We start from the raw sequence: 15,518 nt of genomic DNA, 5'->3' as shown, positions 1-15,518 counted from the left end.
GGCTCGTATCGTCGAGGATCGTGCTATCATCCGCGGGCGCGGCGGCCATCGGCCATCGCGCCTGCTTCTCTGATGAGGTGAGCGCCGTGCCCTTCAAAGCCGTGGTCTTCGATGCCTATGGCACGCTGTACGACATCCAGTCGGTAGCGGCGGTCACCGAGCAGGCCTTTCCCGGCCACGGCGACATCATCACCCAGATCTGGCGCATCAAGCAGCTCGAATACACCTGGCTGCGCTCGCTGATGCAGCGCTACGAGGATTTTTCGGTCGTTACCCGCGAGTCGCTGCTCTATACGCTGCGCGTTCTCGGCCTGCAGGCGGATGCGATCACACGCGATCGCATCATCGCCAAATATCTCGATCTCGATCCCTACCCTGATGCACGTGCCGCGCTCGCCGCGATGAAGGACCGCCGGCTCGCGATCCTCTCCAACGGCAGCCCAGCGATGCTCGACGGCCTGGTGAAAGCCAGCGCCTTCGACACGCTGCTCGATGCCGTCATCAGCGTCGATGCCCACAAGATCTTCAAGCCGAGCTCGCAAGCCTATGCGCTGATCGAGGAGACACTCGGGCTTGCGCCCGACGAGGTGCTGTTCGTGTCCTCCAATCCATGGGACATCTGCGGCGCCAAGGCCTTCGGCCTCAACGTTGCCTGGATCGAGCGCGTCACTCCCGAAGCCATGGCGGCCGCCTGCATCAAGACCGATCTCGTATCCCCGCTCACGATGTTCAAGGCGCTGCGGACCCAGATGGACGAGTTGGGTTTTGCGCCCGATCATCGTATTGCTGCGCTTTCCGAATTGCCTGAGATCGTCAACACGCATGAGCCTTGAATCCGTCCGCGCCTTCTTCGCCGAAAAAGCCCCCGACATCGACGTTCTCGTCTCCAGCCAGAGCTCCGCAACCGTGGCGCTCGCGGCGGAAGCCTATGGCGTGGAGCCGGCCCGCATCGCCAAGACGCTGTCGTTGCGCGTCGGCGAGCGCGTCATCCTGATCGTCGCCGCGGGCCACGCGCGCATGGACAACAAGAAGGTGAAGGCACTGTTCGGCGGCAAGCCGAAGATGCTCGGCCTCGACGAGGTCGCCGACATCACCGGACACGAGGTCGGCGGCGTCTGCCCGTTCGGCTTGAAGTCGCCGCTACCGGTGTATTGCGACGTCTCGCTGAAGGCCTTCGACATCGTGGTGCCCGCCGCGGGCTCGACCCACAGCGCGGTGAAGATCACGCCGGATCGCTTGGCCGAGCTGACGGGAGCCGCATGGGTCGATGTATGCGAGGTGCAGTCCTGATCGGCTGGGATCGGCGGCCGCGATCATCGCTTCTTCCCCTTCGCGAGTTCCTTCACCAGAAACTCCGTCAGCACCTCGACCCGCGCGGGGCGCGGGCCGCCGGGCGGCATCACCAGATGCATTGCGCCTTCGGGCTGGCTCCAGCCCTTCAGCACCACCTCGACCTCGCCAGACGCGATCGCGTCGCCAACGATGAAATCCGGCAGGTCCGCGATGCCGAGCCCCGCGAGCACCGCCGGCAACAGCGCCTCGCCATTGTTGACGCGCAGCTGTCCCGCCGGCCGTACGCTGGCCTGCTCGCCGGCCGCATTGGTGTAGTGCCAGACGCCGGCGGTGGAGAGATAGGCGTAGCCGAAGCATTTGTGCTCGGCGAGATGCATCGGATGCGTCGGCCGTCCGTGGCGCTTCAGATAGGACGGCGCCGCCACCGTGTAGCGCGGCATGGGGCAAAGGCGGCGCGCGACCAGCGACGAGTCCGGAAGCCGCGCGATCCGCAGCGCGAGGTCGAACCCTTCGCCGATCAGATCGACGGTGGCGTCGCTCATGTGGAGGTCGATCGAGACCTCCGGATATTGCTCTAGGAACGCCGGCAGCAGCGGCGCGATCTTCTTGACGCCGAACGTCATCGGCACCGCGAAGCGCACCAGGCCGCGCGGCGTCAGCGACTGCGCGAGCGCCTCGGTCTCGGCAGCCTCGCCATCGGCGAGCAGCTGCGCGGCACGCTCGGACAGGCGCTGGCCGGCGTCTGTCAGCGCCAAGCGCCGCGAGGTGCGGTTGAACAGCCGCGTACCCAGACGCTCCTCCAGCCGGCTCACCGCCTTGGAGACGGAGGCCTTGGAGAGGCCCAGCTCCTGCGCGGCGCCCGCGAAGGAGCGCAGCTCGACGACCTTGGCGAAGATCGCCATCGCCTCGAAATCCGGAAGTCGCGCCATCGCCTCAAATCTCGTTTTTGGAAACAATAGGTTTCAATAGTTTCTATTTCTATACTCCGGTCGCTTCCTTATTCCAATGCCCAACAGCACGGCGGCCCCGGCCGGCCGTTGCAACCACAGGAGCAGACCCATGATCGAATTGAAGCCCTTTGCGGCGCTGGGCGGCGCCGACCACGGCTGGCTGAAGGCCAAGCACCATTTCTCGTTCGCGAGCTACTACGACCCCAGCAACATGGGCCACGGCGCCCTGCGCGTCTGGAACGACGACGAGATCGCGCCGAACACCGGCTTCCCGGCGCATCCGCACCGGAACATGGAGATCATCACCTATGTCCGCGAGGGTGCGATCACCCATCAGGACAGCCTCGGCAACAAGGGCCGCACCGAGGCCGGCGACGTCCAGGTGATGAGTGCGGGCAGCGGCATCCGCCACTCCGAATACAATCTGGAGCCGACCACGACGCGGATCTTCCAGATCTGGATCGAGCCGACCACCGATGGCGGACAACCGACCTGGGGCGCCAAGCCGTTCCCGAAGTCCGACCGCTCCGGCAAGCTGGTCACGCTGGCGAGCGGCTTCGCAGATGACGGCGACGCGTTGCCGATCCGTGCCAAGGCGCGCGTACTCGGCACCACGCTGAAGGCCGGCGAGACCGCCGAGTACAGCGCCGACAAGGCCCGGCACATCTATCTGGTGCCCGCAGCCGGCAGCGTCGAAGTGAACGGCGTCCGAGTCAACGCCCGTGACGGCGCCGCCATCCGCGACGAGGCCACGCTCAAGATCACCGCGCTCGAAGATTCCGAGCTGGTGCTCGTCGACGCCGCCTGACCTCTCACGCGATCCCGGCCGGGCATCCGGCCGGGACGCTCTCCCCGATCATCCTCGTCCCCACGGAGACTGCCATGACCAAGGTTCTCGTTCTCTACTACTCCGCATACGGCCACATCGAAGCGATGGCCAACGCGGTGGCCGAAGGCGCCCGCGAGACCGGCGCCACCGTCGACGTCAAGCGCGTGCCCGAACTGGTGCCGGCCGACGTCGCCAAGGCCTCCCACTACAAGCTCGACCAGGCCGCTCCGATAGCAAAGGTCGAGGAGCTCGCCGACTACGACGCGATCATCGTCGGTACCGGCACCCGCTTCGGCCGCATGGCCTCGCAGATGGCCAACTTCCTCGATCAGGCCGGCGGCCTGTGGGCCAAGGGCGCGCTCCACGGCAAGGTCGGCGGCGCCTTCACCTCGACCGCGACCCAGCACGGCGGCCAGGAGGTCACGCTGTTCTCGATCATCACCAACCTCTTGCATTTCGGCATGACCATCGTCGGCCTCAACTACGGCTTCGCCGGCCAGATGAAGCTCGACGAGGTCACCGGCGGCTCGCCCTATGGCGCCACCACCATCACCGGCGGTGACGGCAGCCGGCAGCCGAGCGCGAACGAGCTGGCGGGGGCGCGCTATCAGGGCCGCGTCATCGCCGAGACCGCAAAGAAGCTGCATGGCTGATGCGACTGCGGCGGCACTTCCGCAAACGAAGTGCCGCCCCATCTCGCAAAAGTCGGAAGGATGTCAAGGAGGCTGCAATGCCCGCCATGCTCGAACTGGTGACGCTGGCCCGGTTGGCCCGCCATCCCCTGCAGATGATGGCGCGCCGCTGGTACTGCAAGAGCCTGTACCGCGCGAGCCGCGGCCAGCGCCGCTGCCCGGAATGCACGGCCGCTACAGCGGCTTGATCTGCACCTTCCTGAACTTCACGACGCCCGAGCCGTACTGCAGGGCGATCGGTCCCGCCGCGTGCTTGCTGTCGTCGACATCGGCGGTTTTCTCGCCGTTGAGGATCACGGTCAGCCGCGTACCCTTGGCGGTGATCTCATAGGTATTCCACTTGCCGCCGGCCTTCGGCATCGGATCGACCTTGGACACGTCGACGATCGCGCCGGTGCCGTATTTCGGATCGGGCCGCTTGTCGAAGATGTTGACCTCGTAGCAGATGTTGGAGTCGATCTTCGCCGACTGGTCGCAGCGGATGAAGATGCCGCTGTTGGCGGCGTCATCGACCCAGAACTCGGCCTTGATCTGGAAGTCCTTGTAGCTCTCCTTGGTCACCAGATACGATGGATCCTTGCCATCGAGCTTGTCGGCCGACAGCGCGCCGTCCTTCATCTCCCAATTGGCCTTGCCGACCTCGGTGAAGTCGGCCTTGGTCGTGGAGTCGACCAGGGTCACCCAGCCGTCATCGGCCAATGCCGCTCCCGTCATTCCTGCGCCCGCAATCAATAGTCCGGCCGCGAGCCCTCTCAAGCGATACCGCATCGAAACTCCTCCCTGATTTCTGTTTCGTTCGTCGCCACGATAGCAAAGCGCCGGACAATGCAAACGGGTTTCGATGCTGCACCTGCTCTATCGTCTCCTCCAACTACACCGCCGTGGCGCGCGCAAAATCGACATAGATCTCGCGCAGCCGCGCCGCCACCGGTCCCGGCTTGCCGTCGCCGACGGGCTTGCCGTCGATCGTGACTACCGGCTGCACGAACGAGCTCGCGCTGGTGATGAAGGCTTCCTTCGCCCCGAGCGCCTCCTCCACCGTGAACAGCCGCTCCTCGACCTTGAGCTGGCGCTCCTCGGCGAGCTTCACCACGGCCTTGCGGGTGCAGCCCGGCAGGATCGCGTTCGAGTTCGGCCGCGTCACGATGACGTCGTCCTTGGTCAGGATGAAGGCCGAGGACGAGCCGCCCTCGGTGACATGACCGTCCTCGACCATCCACGCCTCGCCGGCCCCGGCCGCGGCGGCCGCCTGCTTCGCGAGCACCTGCGCGAGCAGCGCCACGCTCTTGATGTCGCGGCGCGCCCAGCGGATGTCGGGCACGGTGATGACGCCAATTCCCGTCTTCGCCGAGGGCGCATTGATGATGTCCTTGGCGGTGACGAACATCACCAAGGTCGGCTTGACGTCGCCCTTGGGAAACGGGAAGTCGCGGCCCTTGTCGGCACCGCGCGTCACCTGCAGATAGACCATACCCTGGTCGAGCCGGTTGCGTGCGACCAGCTCCTTCTGCAGCTCCTCGATCCGCGCCAGGCTCTCCGGCAGCGCCAGCCCGATCTCGCCGACCGAGCGCTCCAGGCGGGCAAGATGCGGGGCACTGTCGACCAGCTTGCCATCGAGCACCGCCGCCACTTCGTAGATGCCGTCGGCAAACAGGAAGCCGCGATCGAGGACCGAGACCTTGGCCTCGGACAGGGGCACGAAGGCGCCGTTGACGTAAGCGATCGGGTCCAAGGACGTGTCTCCATTCTCATCTGCGCACGCAAAGCCATCTGCGTACACCAATTGTTACTCTCGCCGTCATTCCGGGGCGATGCGCAGCATCGAACCCGGAATCTCGAGATTCCGGGTTCGCCCTGCGGGCGCCCCGGAATGACTCACCGGACTAATGCGACAGGATCTTCGACAAGAACTGCTGCGCCCGCTCGCTGCGCGGCTGGCCGAAGAAATCCTCCTTCTTGGCGTCCTCGACGATCTCGCCGCGGTCCATGAAGATGACGCGGTGCGCGACCTTCCTGGCGAAGCCCATCTCGTGGGTCACGACCATCATGGTCATGCCCTCGCGGGCGAGATCAACCATGACATCGAGCACCTCGCTGATCATCTCCGGATCGAGCGCCGAGGTCGGCTCGTCGAACAGCATCGCGATCGGATCCATGGCGAGCGCACGTGCGATCGCCACGCGCTGCTGCTGGCCGCCGGAGAGCTGCGCCGGAAACTTCTGCGCCTGCTCCTTGAGACCGACGCGATCCAGGAGCTTCATGCCCTTCGCGGTCGCTTCCTCATGGCCACGACCCAGCACCTTCTGCTGGGCGAGGCAGAGGTTGTCGATGATCTTGAGATGCGGAAACAGCTCGAAGTGCTGGAACACCATGCCGACCCGCGAGCGCAGCTTCGGCAGGTTGGTCTTGGAATCATTGACCTTGAGGCCGTCGATCGTGATCACGCCGTCTTGGAACGGCTCCAGCGCGTTGACGCATTTGATCAGGGTCGACTTGCCGGAGCCGGAGGGGCCGCAGACCACCACCACCTCGCCCTTGGCGACCGAGGTCGTGCAGTCCTTCAGCACCTGGAAGCTCGGGCTGTACCATTTGTTGACGTGGCTGATTTCGATCATGGGAGCCGACTATCTGATGATGGAGATGCGCGACTGCAGGCGGCGGACGCCGTAGGACGCGACACAGGAGATGGTGAAGTAGACCAGGGCCGCGAACAGGTACATCTCGACCAGGCGGCCGTCGCGCTGGGCGACTTTCGAAGCAGCGCCGAGGAAGTCCGGAATCGAGAGCACGTAGACCAGCGACGTGTCCTGGAACAGCACGATGGTCTGGGTCAGCAGCACCGGCAGCATGTTGCGGAACGCCTGCGGCAACACGACGTAGCGCATGGTCTGCGCATAGGTCAGGCCGAGCGCCGAGGCCGCGGCCGGCTGGCCGCGCGAGATCGACTGGATGCCGGCGCGCATGATCTCGGAGAAATAGGCCGCCTCGAACAGGATGAAGGTGATCAGGGAGGACGCGAACGCGCCGACCTTGATCGGCCGCGACGAGCCGGTGATCCACTGCCCGATATAGGGCACCAAGAAGTAGAACCAGAAGATCACCAGAACCAGCGGCAGCGAGCGCATGAAGTCGACATAGAGCCCGGCGATAAAGCCCATCACCCGATAGCCGGACAGCCGCATCAGCGCGATCAGGGTGCCGAACACAAGACCGCCCGTCGCCGACAGCGCCGTCAAGGTCAGCGTGAAGGTCATGCCGTCGATGAAAAGATAGCTCAGCGAGCGGCGGATGACGTCGAAATCGAAATTGGCCAGCATCTCATTTGCCCGTGATGTAGCCAGGGACCGCCACCGCGCGCTCCAGGAGCCGCATGCCGATCACGACGATGACGTTGATGACGAGATACATCAAGGTGGCGGCGCTGAAGGCCTCGAACACCTGGAACGAGAATTCCTGCATGGCGCGCGCAGCGCCCGTCAGTTCGATCAGACCGATCGTGATTGCGACGGCGCTGTTCTTGACCGTGTTGAGAAATTCGGACGTCAGCGGCGGCAGGATGATGCGGAAAGCCATCGGCAGCAGCACGTAGCGGTAGGCCTGCAAGGTGGTGAGGCCGAGCGCGGTCGCCGCCAGCTTCTGGCCGCGCGGCAGCGAGCCGATGCCGGCCGCCAATTGCACGGCGACACGCGCCGACATGAACAGGCCGATGCCGACGGCCGCCGTATAGAATGGCGCATTGGGCATCTGCTTCAGCCACAGGCCGATCGTGGGCGGCAACAGCTCCGGCAGCACGAAGAACCACAGGAACAGCTGCACCAAAAGCGGCATGTTGCGGAAGAACTCGACATAGGCGAAGGCGATCCAGGTCGCCAGCTTGGACGGCAAGCTGCGCAGGATGCCGACGATCGTGCCGCAGATCAGCGCGATCACCCAGGCCGACAGCGAGGTCACGATGGTGACCTTCAGCCCCGCCAGCAGCATGTCGAAATAGGTGCCGGCCCCGGTCGGGTTCGGCTCCAGGAAGATGTGCCAGTTCCAGGTGTAGTTCACGGGGACATCCTGAGAGGGAATTAGCTCGCAAGTCGCATTACACAGTCTTTGCCAAAAACTCGCTGCGCTCCCTCCCCCCTTGCGGGGGAGGGTCGGGGTGGGGGGTCCACACGGGCAGTCTTTCCTGAGACCCCCACCCCCGCCCCCTCCCCGCAAGGGGGAGGGGGGCGCATCGAATTCGGCGCGAGAGCTGCGGCCTCACGTTACGGCTTGTACGAATCCGGATCCGGCGAGTCCGACGGCTTGGCGAACTCGGCCTTCAGTTCGGCCGACAGCGGGGTGTTGAGGTTCAGGCCCTTCGGCGGGATCTTCTGCATGAACCATTTGTCATACAGCTTGGCGCCCTCGCCGCTGGTGTAGATCTTGGCGGTCGCCGCATCGACCACCTTCTTGAACTGCGGATCGTCCTTGCGCAGCATGATGCCGTAGGGCTCGGGCTTCGAGAACGCGTCCTTGGAGACGACATAGGCGGCCGGATCCTTGGAGCCGGCGACGAGGCTCGCCAGAAGAATGTCGTCCATCACGAAGGCGACGGCGCGATCGGTCTCCACCATCAGGAAGGCCTCGGCATGATCCTTGGCCGGGATGATGTTGATGCCGAGGTTGCGCGCCGCGTTGGCTTCGGTCAACTGCTTGATGTTGGTGGTGCCGGCGGTCGACACGACCGATTTACCCTTCAGATCGTCGATCGCGTTGATCTTGCTCGCCTTCTTCGAGACGTAGCGGCTCGCCGTCAGAAAGTGGGTGTTGGTGAAGGAGATCTGCTTCTGGCGCTCGGCATTGTTGGTGGTCGAGCCGCATTCCAGATCGATGGTGCCGTTGGCGAGCAGCGGGATGCGGGTCGATGACGTCACCGGGTTGAGCTTCACGTCGAGCTTGTCGAGCTTGAGCTCCTTCTTCACGGCATCGACGATGCCCATGCAGATGTCGATGGCAAAGCCGATCGGCTTCTGTTTGTCGTCGAGATAGGAGAACGGGATCGAGGAGTCGCGGACGCCGAGCGTAATGGTGCCGGTCTCCTTGATGTTCTTCAGGGTCCCCGTCAGGTCCTCGGCCTGCACCTGGCCGGCGCAGAGCGCGGCGGCGACGGCAAGACCGAATAGGCGAAGCTGCTTCATAACTGATCTCCTCAATCCGGCTGATCGCCGGATGCTTGCATAAACCACAGCGAACTCAAAATGGCCCCCGCCCCCGGACGATCTCCGGCCGGACGAGCGCGGGCACCATAGACCGCCCCGCGGCGGGACGTCCTCGGACGATTGCGACAAATTGCCTGTCCCGCGTCCCCTTCGACAAGACGTCCGGGCTGAAACAGCAGCGCCGAACGTCGGGATGGTAAACTACGAGGGGCTCGCAGGCCCCGCGACCAGACGAAAGTTGCAGGCGGGCGGTTCCCGCGCGCGGCAATGCAACCGCACGGCACACGGGCCTCATGGTTCGAGACGCGCCGCGCGCAGCAACCCCGCCTTCCGTCTTCCTGGCCGGCGCGGCGCTCCTCACCAGACGCCAGGCGATATGTGCTCATGCCTCCTTCTCTGCTCACAGCGGCTTCCGCAATTCACCAAGATCCCAGAACAGCCCGGCCATCAGGCCGAGCGCCTCGTCCGTGACATCCAGCAGGATGTGCTCATCCGGCGCGTGCTGCGAGCAGCCCGGATAGGAATGCGGCACCCACATGGTCGGCATCTTCAACACGTCGGCAAACACGTCATTGGGCAGCGAGCCGCCGAAGTTCGGCAGCACGGCGGGCGCTTTGCCGGTGCTCATCTTGATGGACTCCGCGGCCCATTTGATCCAGGGGCTGTCGATGTCGGCGCGCGAGGCCGCGAAGCCTTGCGTCATGCTGACCTCGACCATCGGGAAGCCGTGCGCGACGAGATGGCTCCTCACGTCCTCCACGATGCTGTCGACCTTGGTGCCGACCACGAAGCGCAGCTGCAGCACGGCGCGGGCGCGGCCGGGGATCGCATTCGCCGGCTTGTCGATATTGCCGGAGGAGATCGCGAGCACCTCGAGCGTATTCCAGGCATAGAGCCGCTCCGCCGGCGTCAGCCCCTCCTCGCCCCAATGGTCCGACAGCGCCGGCTCGTCGGCGGTCGGCTCCACCTTCACGTCGGCGAGGATGGCGCGGATGGCATTGGTGAGGCGCGGCGGCTTCAAGGTATCGAGCTTGATACGGCCATGGCCGTCGACCAGCGTGGAAATGGCATTGGCAAGGATGGTCGCGGGATTGGCGAGCACGCCGCCCCAATTGCCGGAATGGTTGCCGCCCTCGCGCAGGTTGACGTCGAGATGCAACCGGATGCCGCCACGGCAGCCGAGAAAGATGGTGGGGCGTGCGGTCGATAGCCGCGGGCCGTCCGAGCCGATGAAGACGTCGGCCTTCAAGGCGTCGCGATGCAGATCGGCCACCCTGGCGAGATCGGGCGAGCCGATCTCCTCGCCCATCTCCATGATGAACTTGGCATTGAAGCCGAGCTTGCCGCCGCGGGCCTCGCGCACCGCGCGCAGCGCCGCCATGTTGATGCTGTGCTGGCCCTTGTTGTCGGCGGTGCCGCGGCCATAGAGACGATTGCCCGCTGGCGTCACCGCCCAGGGATCGCGGCCGTCGCGCCATTCGCCGGCCATGCCGTCGACGGTGTCGCCGTGGCCATAGCTGAGCATCGTCGGGGCGCTGTCGCTCTCGTGGTAGGTCGCGATCAGGAAGGGCGACTTGCCGCTCGGCGAGGGCACGATCTCGGAGGAAAAGCCGAGCGCAGCAAAGGACGACGTCAGCTCGTTGGTCAGATAGGCCGCGAGGTCGTCCTTGCGCTCGGGATTGAGGCTCTCGGTGCGATAGGCGACCCGGCGGCCGAGCTCGGCCAAGAAGTCACCGCTCGTCAGGCTCTGACGGGCACGGGCGATTGCATCAATCCTGGTCATGGCGCTTTTCCAGTCACAACGAAGGCGGCGTCATATCGGGATCGCGCGACGAGCGGAAGGGGCTGGGTTTGAATTCAATGCTGACATCAAGCAAGTCTCGGATTTCGGAACTTGTCGCAGAGATCGATGATGGGCGTGTGTCGGGATGCGCGCTTCCGTTCTCGCGGCGCCAGGAGCGTCCGAGGTTTGCCGGTCCGGTGCCCTCGCAAGGCGGAGGGCGCGGGGATGCCCGGCGAAGGCCTCACCCATGGCTCGCCTGCAGAAGAAAAGCAGGCGGCAGTCACCACAGGTTCGGCCGGACGTCCGGCATTCCCCGCGCGACGGGAGTAACGCTCAGTTCACCGCGTTGCTGACCATCACCTCGATCAGCTTGGCGCCGGGGCGGCGGAACGCCGCCGAGAGCGTCGGCTGCAATTCACGGGGATCGCTGATGCGCATTGCCTCGCAGCCGAGCGAGCGGGCGAGCCCGGCAAAATCCACCTGCGGATCGACAAAATCCATGCCGATATAGTTGTCGTCACCGTGGAACGACAGCAGCCGCTGCTTGATGATGCGGTAGCCGCCATTGTTGACGATGACCACCGACAGCGGCAGCTTGTGATGCGCTGCGGTCCACAGCGCCTGGATCGAATACATCGCGCTGCCGTCGCCGGAGTAGCAGACCACGGGGCGATCGGGATTGGCGAGGCTGACGCCGACCGAGGCCGGCAGGCCCCAGCCGATGCCCCCCGAGGCGAGCGCGTGATAGTTGTAGCGGTCGCGATACGGCCACAGCGCCGTCATGTAGCGCGCCGAGGTCAGGCCCTCGTCGACCATGATGCCGTGCTCCGGCATGGCCTCGGCGACCTGCAGCGCCAGGTAGTCCGGATCGATCGGCGTCCGCTCGCGCGCCGCTTCGATCTGCGCGGCCAGCTTGCGCCGCCGCGCGCTCCAGTTCTTCGAGGACAATTCGGCCACGCGCTCCTGCGCACGCGCCTGCAGGGCCGCACCGCCGAGCTCGCGCAAGAGCGGCGTGAGCTGAAGCAGCGTCTCGCGAACGTCGGCCTTCAGCGCGATCTCGGCACCGAAATTCTTTCCCAGCTCCCAATCGACGAGGCCGATCTGCACGATCGGCAAGCCCTCGGGCAGCGGCTCGATCTCGCTGTGCACGGACATCCGCAAGGGATCGGCGCCGAGCACGATGAGAAGATCGTGTGGCGCGAGCAGGTCGCGGACCTGCTGCTGCGCGCGCGACAATGAGCCGATGTAGCAGGGATGCTCGGACAGAAAATGCGCGCCATAGGGCGCGGACTGCTGATGCACGGGAGCGCCGATCGCCGACGCGAACTCGGCCGCCTCCCGCAGCGCATCGCTCTTGACGACCTCGTCGCCGGTGATGACCACCGGCCGCTGCGCCTTGAGAATGCGCTGCGCCAGCCCCTGCAACGCGTCCGCGGCCGGCAACACGCGCGCATCGACCCGGGTGGAACGGCCGAGCTCGATGCCGGCTTCGGCATTGAGGATATCGCCGGGCAGCGAGATGAAGACGGGACCGGTCGGCGGCGTGGTCGCCACCTTGGCGGCGCGCCTGATGATGCGCGGCAGGTCCTCCAGCCTCGTCACCTCGACCGCCCATTTCACCAGCGGCTCGGCCATCCGCACCAGCGGGCCGTAGAGCAATGGCTCCATCAGGCCGTGGCCCTGCTCCTGCTGGCCGGCGGTGAGGATCATCGGCGTCCCGGTGAACTGCGCATTGTAGAGCGCGCCCATGGCGTTGCCGAGACCCGGCGCGACGTGGACGTTGCAGGCGACGAGGCGTCCCGAGGCGCGACTGAAGCCGTCGGCGATCGCCACCACCAGGCTCTCCTGCATCGCCATGACGTAGGTGAGATCGGGATGATCCTTCAGCGCATGCATGATCGGTAATTCGGTGGTGCCGGGATTGCCGAACAGATGAGTGATGCCCTCGTCCTTGAGCAGCGTGAGGAAGGCCGAGCGTCCGGTGATGCGGTTCTTCATTCAGGTTTCCTCCGAGCAACGCGGCCTCAGTATGCGGGCGAGCTCTCTCTCCGTCATTGCGAGCGAAGCGAAGCAATCCAGGGCGGCGTACGCGACTCTGGATTGCTTCGTCGCTGCGCTCCTCGCAATGACGGTGGAGAGAGCGCGGACTACACCTTCGCCATCTCCTGATACACCGGATAGTCCGTGTAGCCCTTCTCCTCGCCGCCGTAGAAGGTCGGGCGGTGATAGGGCGTCAGCGGCCAGCCGTGCTGCAGCCGGGCGGGCAGGTCCGGGTTGGAGATGAAGGTGCGGCCGAAGGCGATGGCGTCGGCGAGGCCGGCCCGGATCGCGGCGTCGGCCGGCTCGCCCGTGAAGCCGCCGGCGCCGATCAGGACGCCCTTCCACACCGGCCGGAACAGAGCGATGGCCGACGGCACGTTCTGCCAGTTGACGTCGGCGCGGCCGGCGCCGGAGGAGCGCGGCTCGATCAGATGCAGATAGGCGATGCCGAGCTTGTTGAGCGCCTCGATCGCGTAGGTATAGAGCGGCATCGGCTCGGCCTCGCCGGAGCCATTGGCGATGCCATAGGGCGACAGCCGCACGCCGACCTTGTCGGCGCCGCAGGCGGCGATCACGGCCTCGGTCACCTCGAGCAGGAAGCGGCAGCGGTTCGCGATTGCGCCGCCGTAGCGGTCGGTGCGCTGGTTGCTGCGGGTCTGCAGGAACTGCTCGATCAGGTAACCGTTCGCACCGTGCACCTCGACGCCGTCGAAGCCGGCGGCCATCGCATTGCGCGCGGCTTGGCCATAGGCGGCGACAAGCGCGGGGATCTCGTCGGTGTCGAGCGCACGCGGCGTCTCGTAAGCTGCGCCTTTGCCCTCCGCCGTCATCGCCTTGAGATCGTCGCCGATCGCGATCGCCGACGGCGCCACCGGCAGCACGCCGCCGGGCTGGAACGAGGAGTGCGAGACGCGGCCGACGTGCCAGAGCTGCAGGAAGATGAATCCGCCCTTGGCATGCACGGCGTCGACGACCTGCTTCCAGCCGGCGATCTGCACCGCGCTGTAGATGCCCGGCACGTTCGGGCTGCCGGTGCCGGTCGGCAGCACCGGCGAGGCCTCGGCGATGATCAGGCCGCCCGGCGTCGCGCGCTGCGCATAATACTCGACGTTGAGCGGCCGCGGCGCGAGCGTCTCCCTTGCGGCGCGCATGCGGGTCAACGGCGCCATCACGACGCGGTGCTTGAGGCGATAAGGACCGATCGTAAGCGGTGAAAACAGCGCAGGCAGCATTTCGTCCCCAGATGTCGTTGCGATTGTCGATTTGGATCATCTTGTTCGCAAAACATGATGGTGGCAATGTCCGCCCCACGTCAGTACGAGCAGACCCTCCATGCCGAAAGCGAACGCCCTGCCCTCGCTCAGCCTGCGCATCGATCTCGATGACGGCGGCCGGATCGGGCCGGGCAAGATCGCGCTGCTGGAGAACATCGCGCGACACGGCTCGATCTCTGCGGCCGGGCGCGCGATGGACATGTCCTACAAGCGGGCCTGGGACCTCGTCGACGAGATCAACCGGGTGTGCCGGCAGCCGGCGGTGGCGCGCCAGACCGGCGGCCGCAATGGCGGTGGCGCGGCGCTGACGGCGTTCGGCACGCAGTTGGTCGAACGTTACCGGCGCATCGAGCGTGACGCAGCTGACGCCGTGAGGAAGGATCTCGCCGCGCTGCGCAGCGACATCGAGAAGCCAAGGAAGACCCGCGGGGCCAGGGCCGCGTCGTAAGCCGGTTCCAGCCGACGCGATGCATCCGCGACCGGACTGATGCGCCTCGCGTTGCAGCCGCAAAAAACCGTCTTGCCGTCAGCCGGATGATCTTGCGGCCGCGCCAAGACGTCATACACCAGCATCTCGTCGTCATGCCGGAGAACCTGCCGTGTCTCACCCTGCCTTGTCCGCCGACCACACCGCCGTCGTCACCGGAGGCGCCTCCGGCATCGGGCTCGCCGCCGCCACGCGCTTCGCAGAGCGCGGCATGAACGTCTGCATCGCCGATGTCGACGAGGCCCGGCTGCGCGACGCCGCCGCCAGGCTTGCGGCTGCGGCCAAGCGTGGCGAGGCTGCGGTCATGACCGCCACGGTCGATGTGAGCCACCGGGACAGCGTGGTCGCGCTCGAAACGGCGGTGCGGCAGCGCTTCGGCGCGATCGACGTGCTGATGAACAATGCCGGCATCCAGCCGGGCAGCAAGATGCTTGCCGACGACAATTGGCAGCGCATCCTCGACGTCAATCTGTGGGGCATCATCCACGGCGCGCAGGTGTTCGCAGCCAACATGATCGCGCAGAGCAAGCCGGCGCTGATCATCAATACCGGCTCCAAGCAGGGCATCACCACGCCGCCCGGCGATCCCGCCTACAACGTCTCGAAGGCCGGCGTGAAGGCGTTCACCGAGGCGCTGCAGCACGAGCTGCGCAACACGCCCGGCTGCCAGGTGACGGCGCATCTGTTCATTCCGGGCTTCGTGTTCACGCCGCTGACGGCGAATGGCCGCGTCGAGAAGCCGGCCGCCGCCTGGACGCCGGAGCAGACGGTCGACTTCATGCTGGAGCGCGTCGCGGCCGGCGACTTCTACGTGCTGTGCCCTGACAACGACGTGCCGCGCGCGCTGGACGAGCGGCGCATCCTGTGGGCGGCCGGCGACATCGTCGAGAACCGGCCGCCGCTGTCGCGCTGGCATGCCGACTACGCCGACGCATTCGCCGCGTTCGTAAAGAAATCGCCATGATCCGGCCACATCGGAGC

Annotated in this window: 17 protein-coding genes; 7 read left to right on the top strand and 10 right to left on the bottom strand. The window is 65.8% G+C overall.

The window, feature by feature from the left end; translation table 11 throughout:
* Positions 1 to 86 precede the first annotated feature (86 nt).
* Entirely contained in the window at positions 87 to 833 is a 747-nt protein-coding gene (locus ACQR1E_RS16020; RefSeq protein WP_434897274.1) for a haloacid dehalogenase type II, read from the top strand.
* A complete protein-coding gene (locus tag ACQR1E_RS16015; protein WP_315716641.1) occupies positions 823 to 1,290 on the top strand; it encodes a YbaK/EbsC family protein in 468 nt (155 codons plus the stop codon). Before ACQR1E_RS16020 ends, ACQR1E_RS16015 begins: the two co-directional genes overlap by 11 nt.
* Before the next feature lie 23 nt (positions 1,291 to 1,313).
* Here ACQR1E_RS16015 and ACQR1E_RS16010 read toward each other — a convergent pair whose 3' ends face one another.
* Positions 1,314 to 2,222, bottom strand: a complete 909-nt coding sequence (locus ACQR1E_RS16010; protein WP_315716640.1) for a LysR family transcriptional regulator — start codon at positions 2,220 to 2,222, stop codon at positions 1,314 to 1,316.
* A gap of 130 nt (positions 2,223 to 2,352) precedes the next feature.
* Here ACQR1E_RS16010 and ACQR1E_RS16005 point away from each other — a divergent pair, with 130 nt between their 5' ends.
* From ACQR1E_RS16005 to ACQR1E_RS15995, 3 genes are all read left to right on the top strand, one after another.
* Positions 2,353 to 3,051, top strand: coding sequence for a pirin family protein (locus tag ACQR1E_RS16005; protein WP_315753387.1), 699 nt, complete (start codon positions 2,353 to 2,355; stop codon positions 3,049 to 3,051).
* A gap of 74 nt (positions 3,052 to 3,125) precedes the next feature.
* Positions 3,126 to 3,725 carry an NAD(P)H:quinone oxidoreductase gene (gene wrbA / locus ACQR1E_RS16000; protein ID WP_315825412.1) on the top strand — a complete coding sequence of 200 codons (600 nt, stop codon included), beginning with the start codon at positions 3,126 to 3,128 and terminating at the stop codon, positions 3,723 to 3,725.
* 77 nt (positions 3,726 to 3,802) lie between these two features.
* Positions 3,803 to 3,952, top strand: a complete 150-nt coding sequence (locus ACQR1E_RS15995) for a hypothetical protein (protein WP_315736529.1) — start codon at positions 3,803 to 3,805, stop codon at positions 3,950 to 3,952.
* Here the strand turns inward: ACQR1E_RS15995 and ACQR1E_RS15990 are convergent.
* The 9 genes from ACQR1E_RS15990 to ACQR1E_RS15950 form a co-directional block, all read right to left on the bottom strand.
* Positions 3,939 to 4,532, bottom strand: coding sequence for a 3-keto-disaccharide hydrolase (locus ACQR1E_RS15990; protein ID WP_315753381.1), 594 nt, complete (start codon positions 4,530 to 4,532; stop codon positions 3,939 to 3,941). The genes ACQR1E_RS15995 and ACQR1E_RS15990 overlap by 14 nt on opposite strands.
* Positions 4,533 to 4,635: 103 nt before the next feature.
* The gene (locus ACQR1E_RS15985) at positions 4,636 to 5,496 is read right to left on the bottom strand and encodes a D-amino-acid transaminase (protein ID WP_315716635.1); all 861 of its coding nucleotides are present in this window, start codon (positions 5,494 to 5,496) and stop codon (positions 4,636 to 4,638) included.
* A 151-nt stretch (positions 5,497 to 5,647) separates the two neighbouring features.
* Complete coding sequence (locus tag ACQR1E_RS15980; protein WP_315736526.1) at positions 5,648 to 6,379, bottom strand: amino acid ABC transporter ATP-binding protein; 732 nt, start codon at positions 6,377 to 6,379, stop codon at positions 5,648 to 5,650.
* A 9-nt stretch (positions 6,380 to 6,388) separates the two neighbouring features.
* Positions 6,389 to 7,081 (bottom strand): amino acid ABC transporter permease, encoded by a 693-nt coding sequence (locus tag ACQR1E_RS15975; RefSeq protein ID WP_315736525.1) that lies wholly within the window; start codon positions 7,079 to 7,081, stop codon positions 6,389 to 6,391.
* Between the two features lies 1 nt (position 7,082).
* Positions 7,083 to 7,814: an amino acid ABC transporter permease gene (locus tag ACQR1E_RS15970; protein WP_315736524.1), complete on the bottom strand. Its 732-nt coding sequence runs from the start codon at positions 7,812 to 7,814 to the stop codon at positions 7,083 to 7,085.
* A 203-nt stretch (positions 7,815 to 8,017) separates the two neighbouring features.
* The gene (locus tag ACQR1E_RS15965) at positions 8,018 to 8,932 is read right to left on the bottom strand and encodes an amino acid ABC transporter substrate-binding protein (protein WP_434897273.1); all 915 of its coding nucleotides are present in this window, start codon (positions 8,930 to 8,932) and stop codon (positions 8,018 to 8,020) included.
* Between the two features lie 421 nt (positions 8,933 to 9,353).
* Positions 9,354 to 10,736 carry a M20 family metallopeptidase gene (locus ACQR1E_RS15960; protein WP_315753372.1) on the bottom strand — a complete coding sequence of 461 codons (1,383 nt, stop codon included), beginning with the start codon at positions 10,734 to 10,736 and terminating at the stop codon, positions 9,354 to 9,356.
* Between the two features lie 333 nt (positions 10,737 to 11,069).
* Positions 11,070 to 12,734: a thiamine pyrophosphate-binding protein gene (locus ACQR1E_RS15955; RefSeq protein WP_316171336.1), complete on the bottom strand. Its 1,665-nt coding sequence runs from the start codon at positions 12,732 to 12,734 to the stop codon at positions 11,070 to 11,072.
* A 149-nt stretch (positions 12,735 to 12,883) separates the two neighbouring features.
* Positions 12,884 to 14,008, bottom strand: coding sequence for an alkene reductase (locus tag ACQR1E_RS15950; RefSeq protein ID WP_316171335.1), 1,125 nt, complete (start codon positions 14,006 to 14,008; stop codon positions 12,884 to 12,886).
* Between the two features lie 100 nt (positions 14,009 to 14,108).
* On the opposite strand from ACQR1E_RS15950, the gene ACQR1E_RS15945 reads away from it, so the two are divergent.
* Entirely contained in the window at positions 14,109 to 14,498 is a 390-nt protein-coding gene (locus ACQR1E_RS15945; protein ID WP_316171334.1) for a winged helix-turn-helix domain-containing protein, read from the top strand.
* Positions 14,499 to 14,649: 151 nt separating this feature from the next.
* A complete protein-coding gene (locus tag ACQR1E_RS15940) occupies positions 14,650 to 15,501 on the top strand; it encodes an SDR family NAD(P)-dependent oxidoreductase (RefSeq protein WP_316171333.1) in 852 nt (283 codons plus the stop codon).
* The last annotated feature ends 17 nt before the right edge of the window (positions 15,502 to 15,518 follow it).

Origin of the sequence: Bradyrhizobium sp. HKCCYLRH1030 (genome assembly GCF_051168395.1) — a bacterium.
Lineage (GTDB): Bacteria > Pseudomonadota > Alphaproteobacteria > Rhizobiales > Xanthobacteraceae > Bradyrhizobium.
The sequence above is the reverse complement of the archived record's forward strand: the minus strand, read 5'-3'. Positions and strand labels throughout refer to the sequence as shown.

What these genes read in the sequence shown, in the direction of transcription:
- ACQR1E_RS15950 (WP_316171335.1), bottom strand. Translation starts at nt 14,008, where the DNA reads ATGCTGCCTGCGCTGTTTTCACCGCTTACGATCGGTCCTTATCGCCTC.
- ACQR1E_RS15955 (WP_316171336.1), bottom strand. Translation starts at nt 12,734, where the DNA reads ATGAAGAACCGCATCACCGGACGCTCGGCCTTCCTCACGCTGCTCAAG.
- ACQR1E_RS15995 (WP_315736529.1), top strand. Translation starts at nt 3,803, where the DNA reads ATGCCCGCCATGCTCGAACTGGTGACGCTGGCCCGGTTGGCCCGCCAT.
- ACQR1E_RS15945 (WP_316171334.1), top strand. Translation starts at nt 14,109, where the DNA reads ATGCCGAAAGCGAACGCCCTGCCCTCGCTCAGCCTGCGCATCGATCTC.
- ACQR1E_RS15960 (WP_315753372.1), bottom strand. Translation starts at nt 10,736, where the DNA reads ATGACCAGGATTGATGCAATCGCCCGTGCCCGTCAGAGCCTGACGAGC.
- ACQR1E_RS15975 (WP_315736525.1), bottom strand. Translation starts at nt 7,081, where the DNA reads ATGCTGGCCAATTTCGATTTCGACGTCATCCGCCGCTCGCTGAGCTAT.
- ACQR1E_RS16005 (WP_315753387.1), top strand. Translation starts at nt 2,353, where the DNA reads ATGATCGAATTGAAGCCCTTTGCGGCGCTGGGCGGCGCCGACCACGGC.
- ACQR1E_RS15990 (WP_315753381.1), bottom strand. Translation starts at nt 4,532, where the DNA reads ATGCGGTATCGCTTGAGAGGGCTCGCGGCCGGACTATTGATTGCGGGC.
- wrbA (WP_315825412.1), top strand. Translation starts at nt 3,126, where the DNA reads ATGACCAAGGTTCTCGTTCTCTACTACTCCGCATACGGCCACATCGAA.
- ACQR1E_RS16015 (WP_315716641.1), top strand. Translation starts at nt 823, where the DNA reads ATGAGCCTTGAATCCGTCCGCGCCTTCTTCGCCGAAAAAGCCCCCGAC.
- ACQR1E_RS15980 (WP_315736526.1), bottom strand. Translation starts at nt 6,379, where the DNA reads ATGATCGAAATCAGCCACGTCAACAAATGGTACAGCCCGAGCTTCCAG.
- ACQR1E_RS16010 (WP_315716640.1), bottom strand. Translation starts at nt 2,222, where the DNA reads ATGGCGCGACTTCCGGATTTCGAGGCGATGGCGATCTTCGCCAAGGTC.
- ACQR1E_RS15965 (WP_434897273.1), bottom strand. Translation starts at nt 8,932, where the DNA reads ATGAAGCAGCTTCGCCTATTCGGTCTTGCCGTCGCCGCCGCGCTCTGC.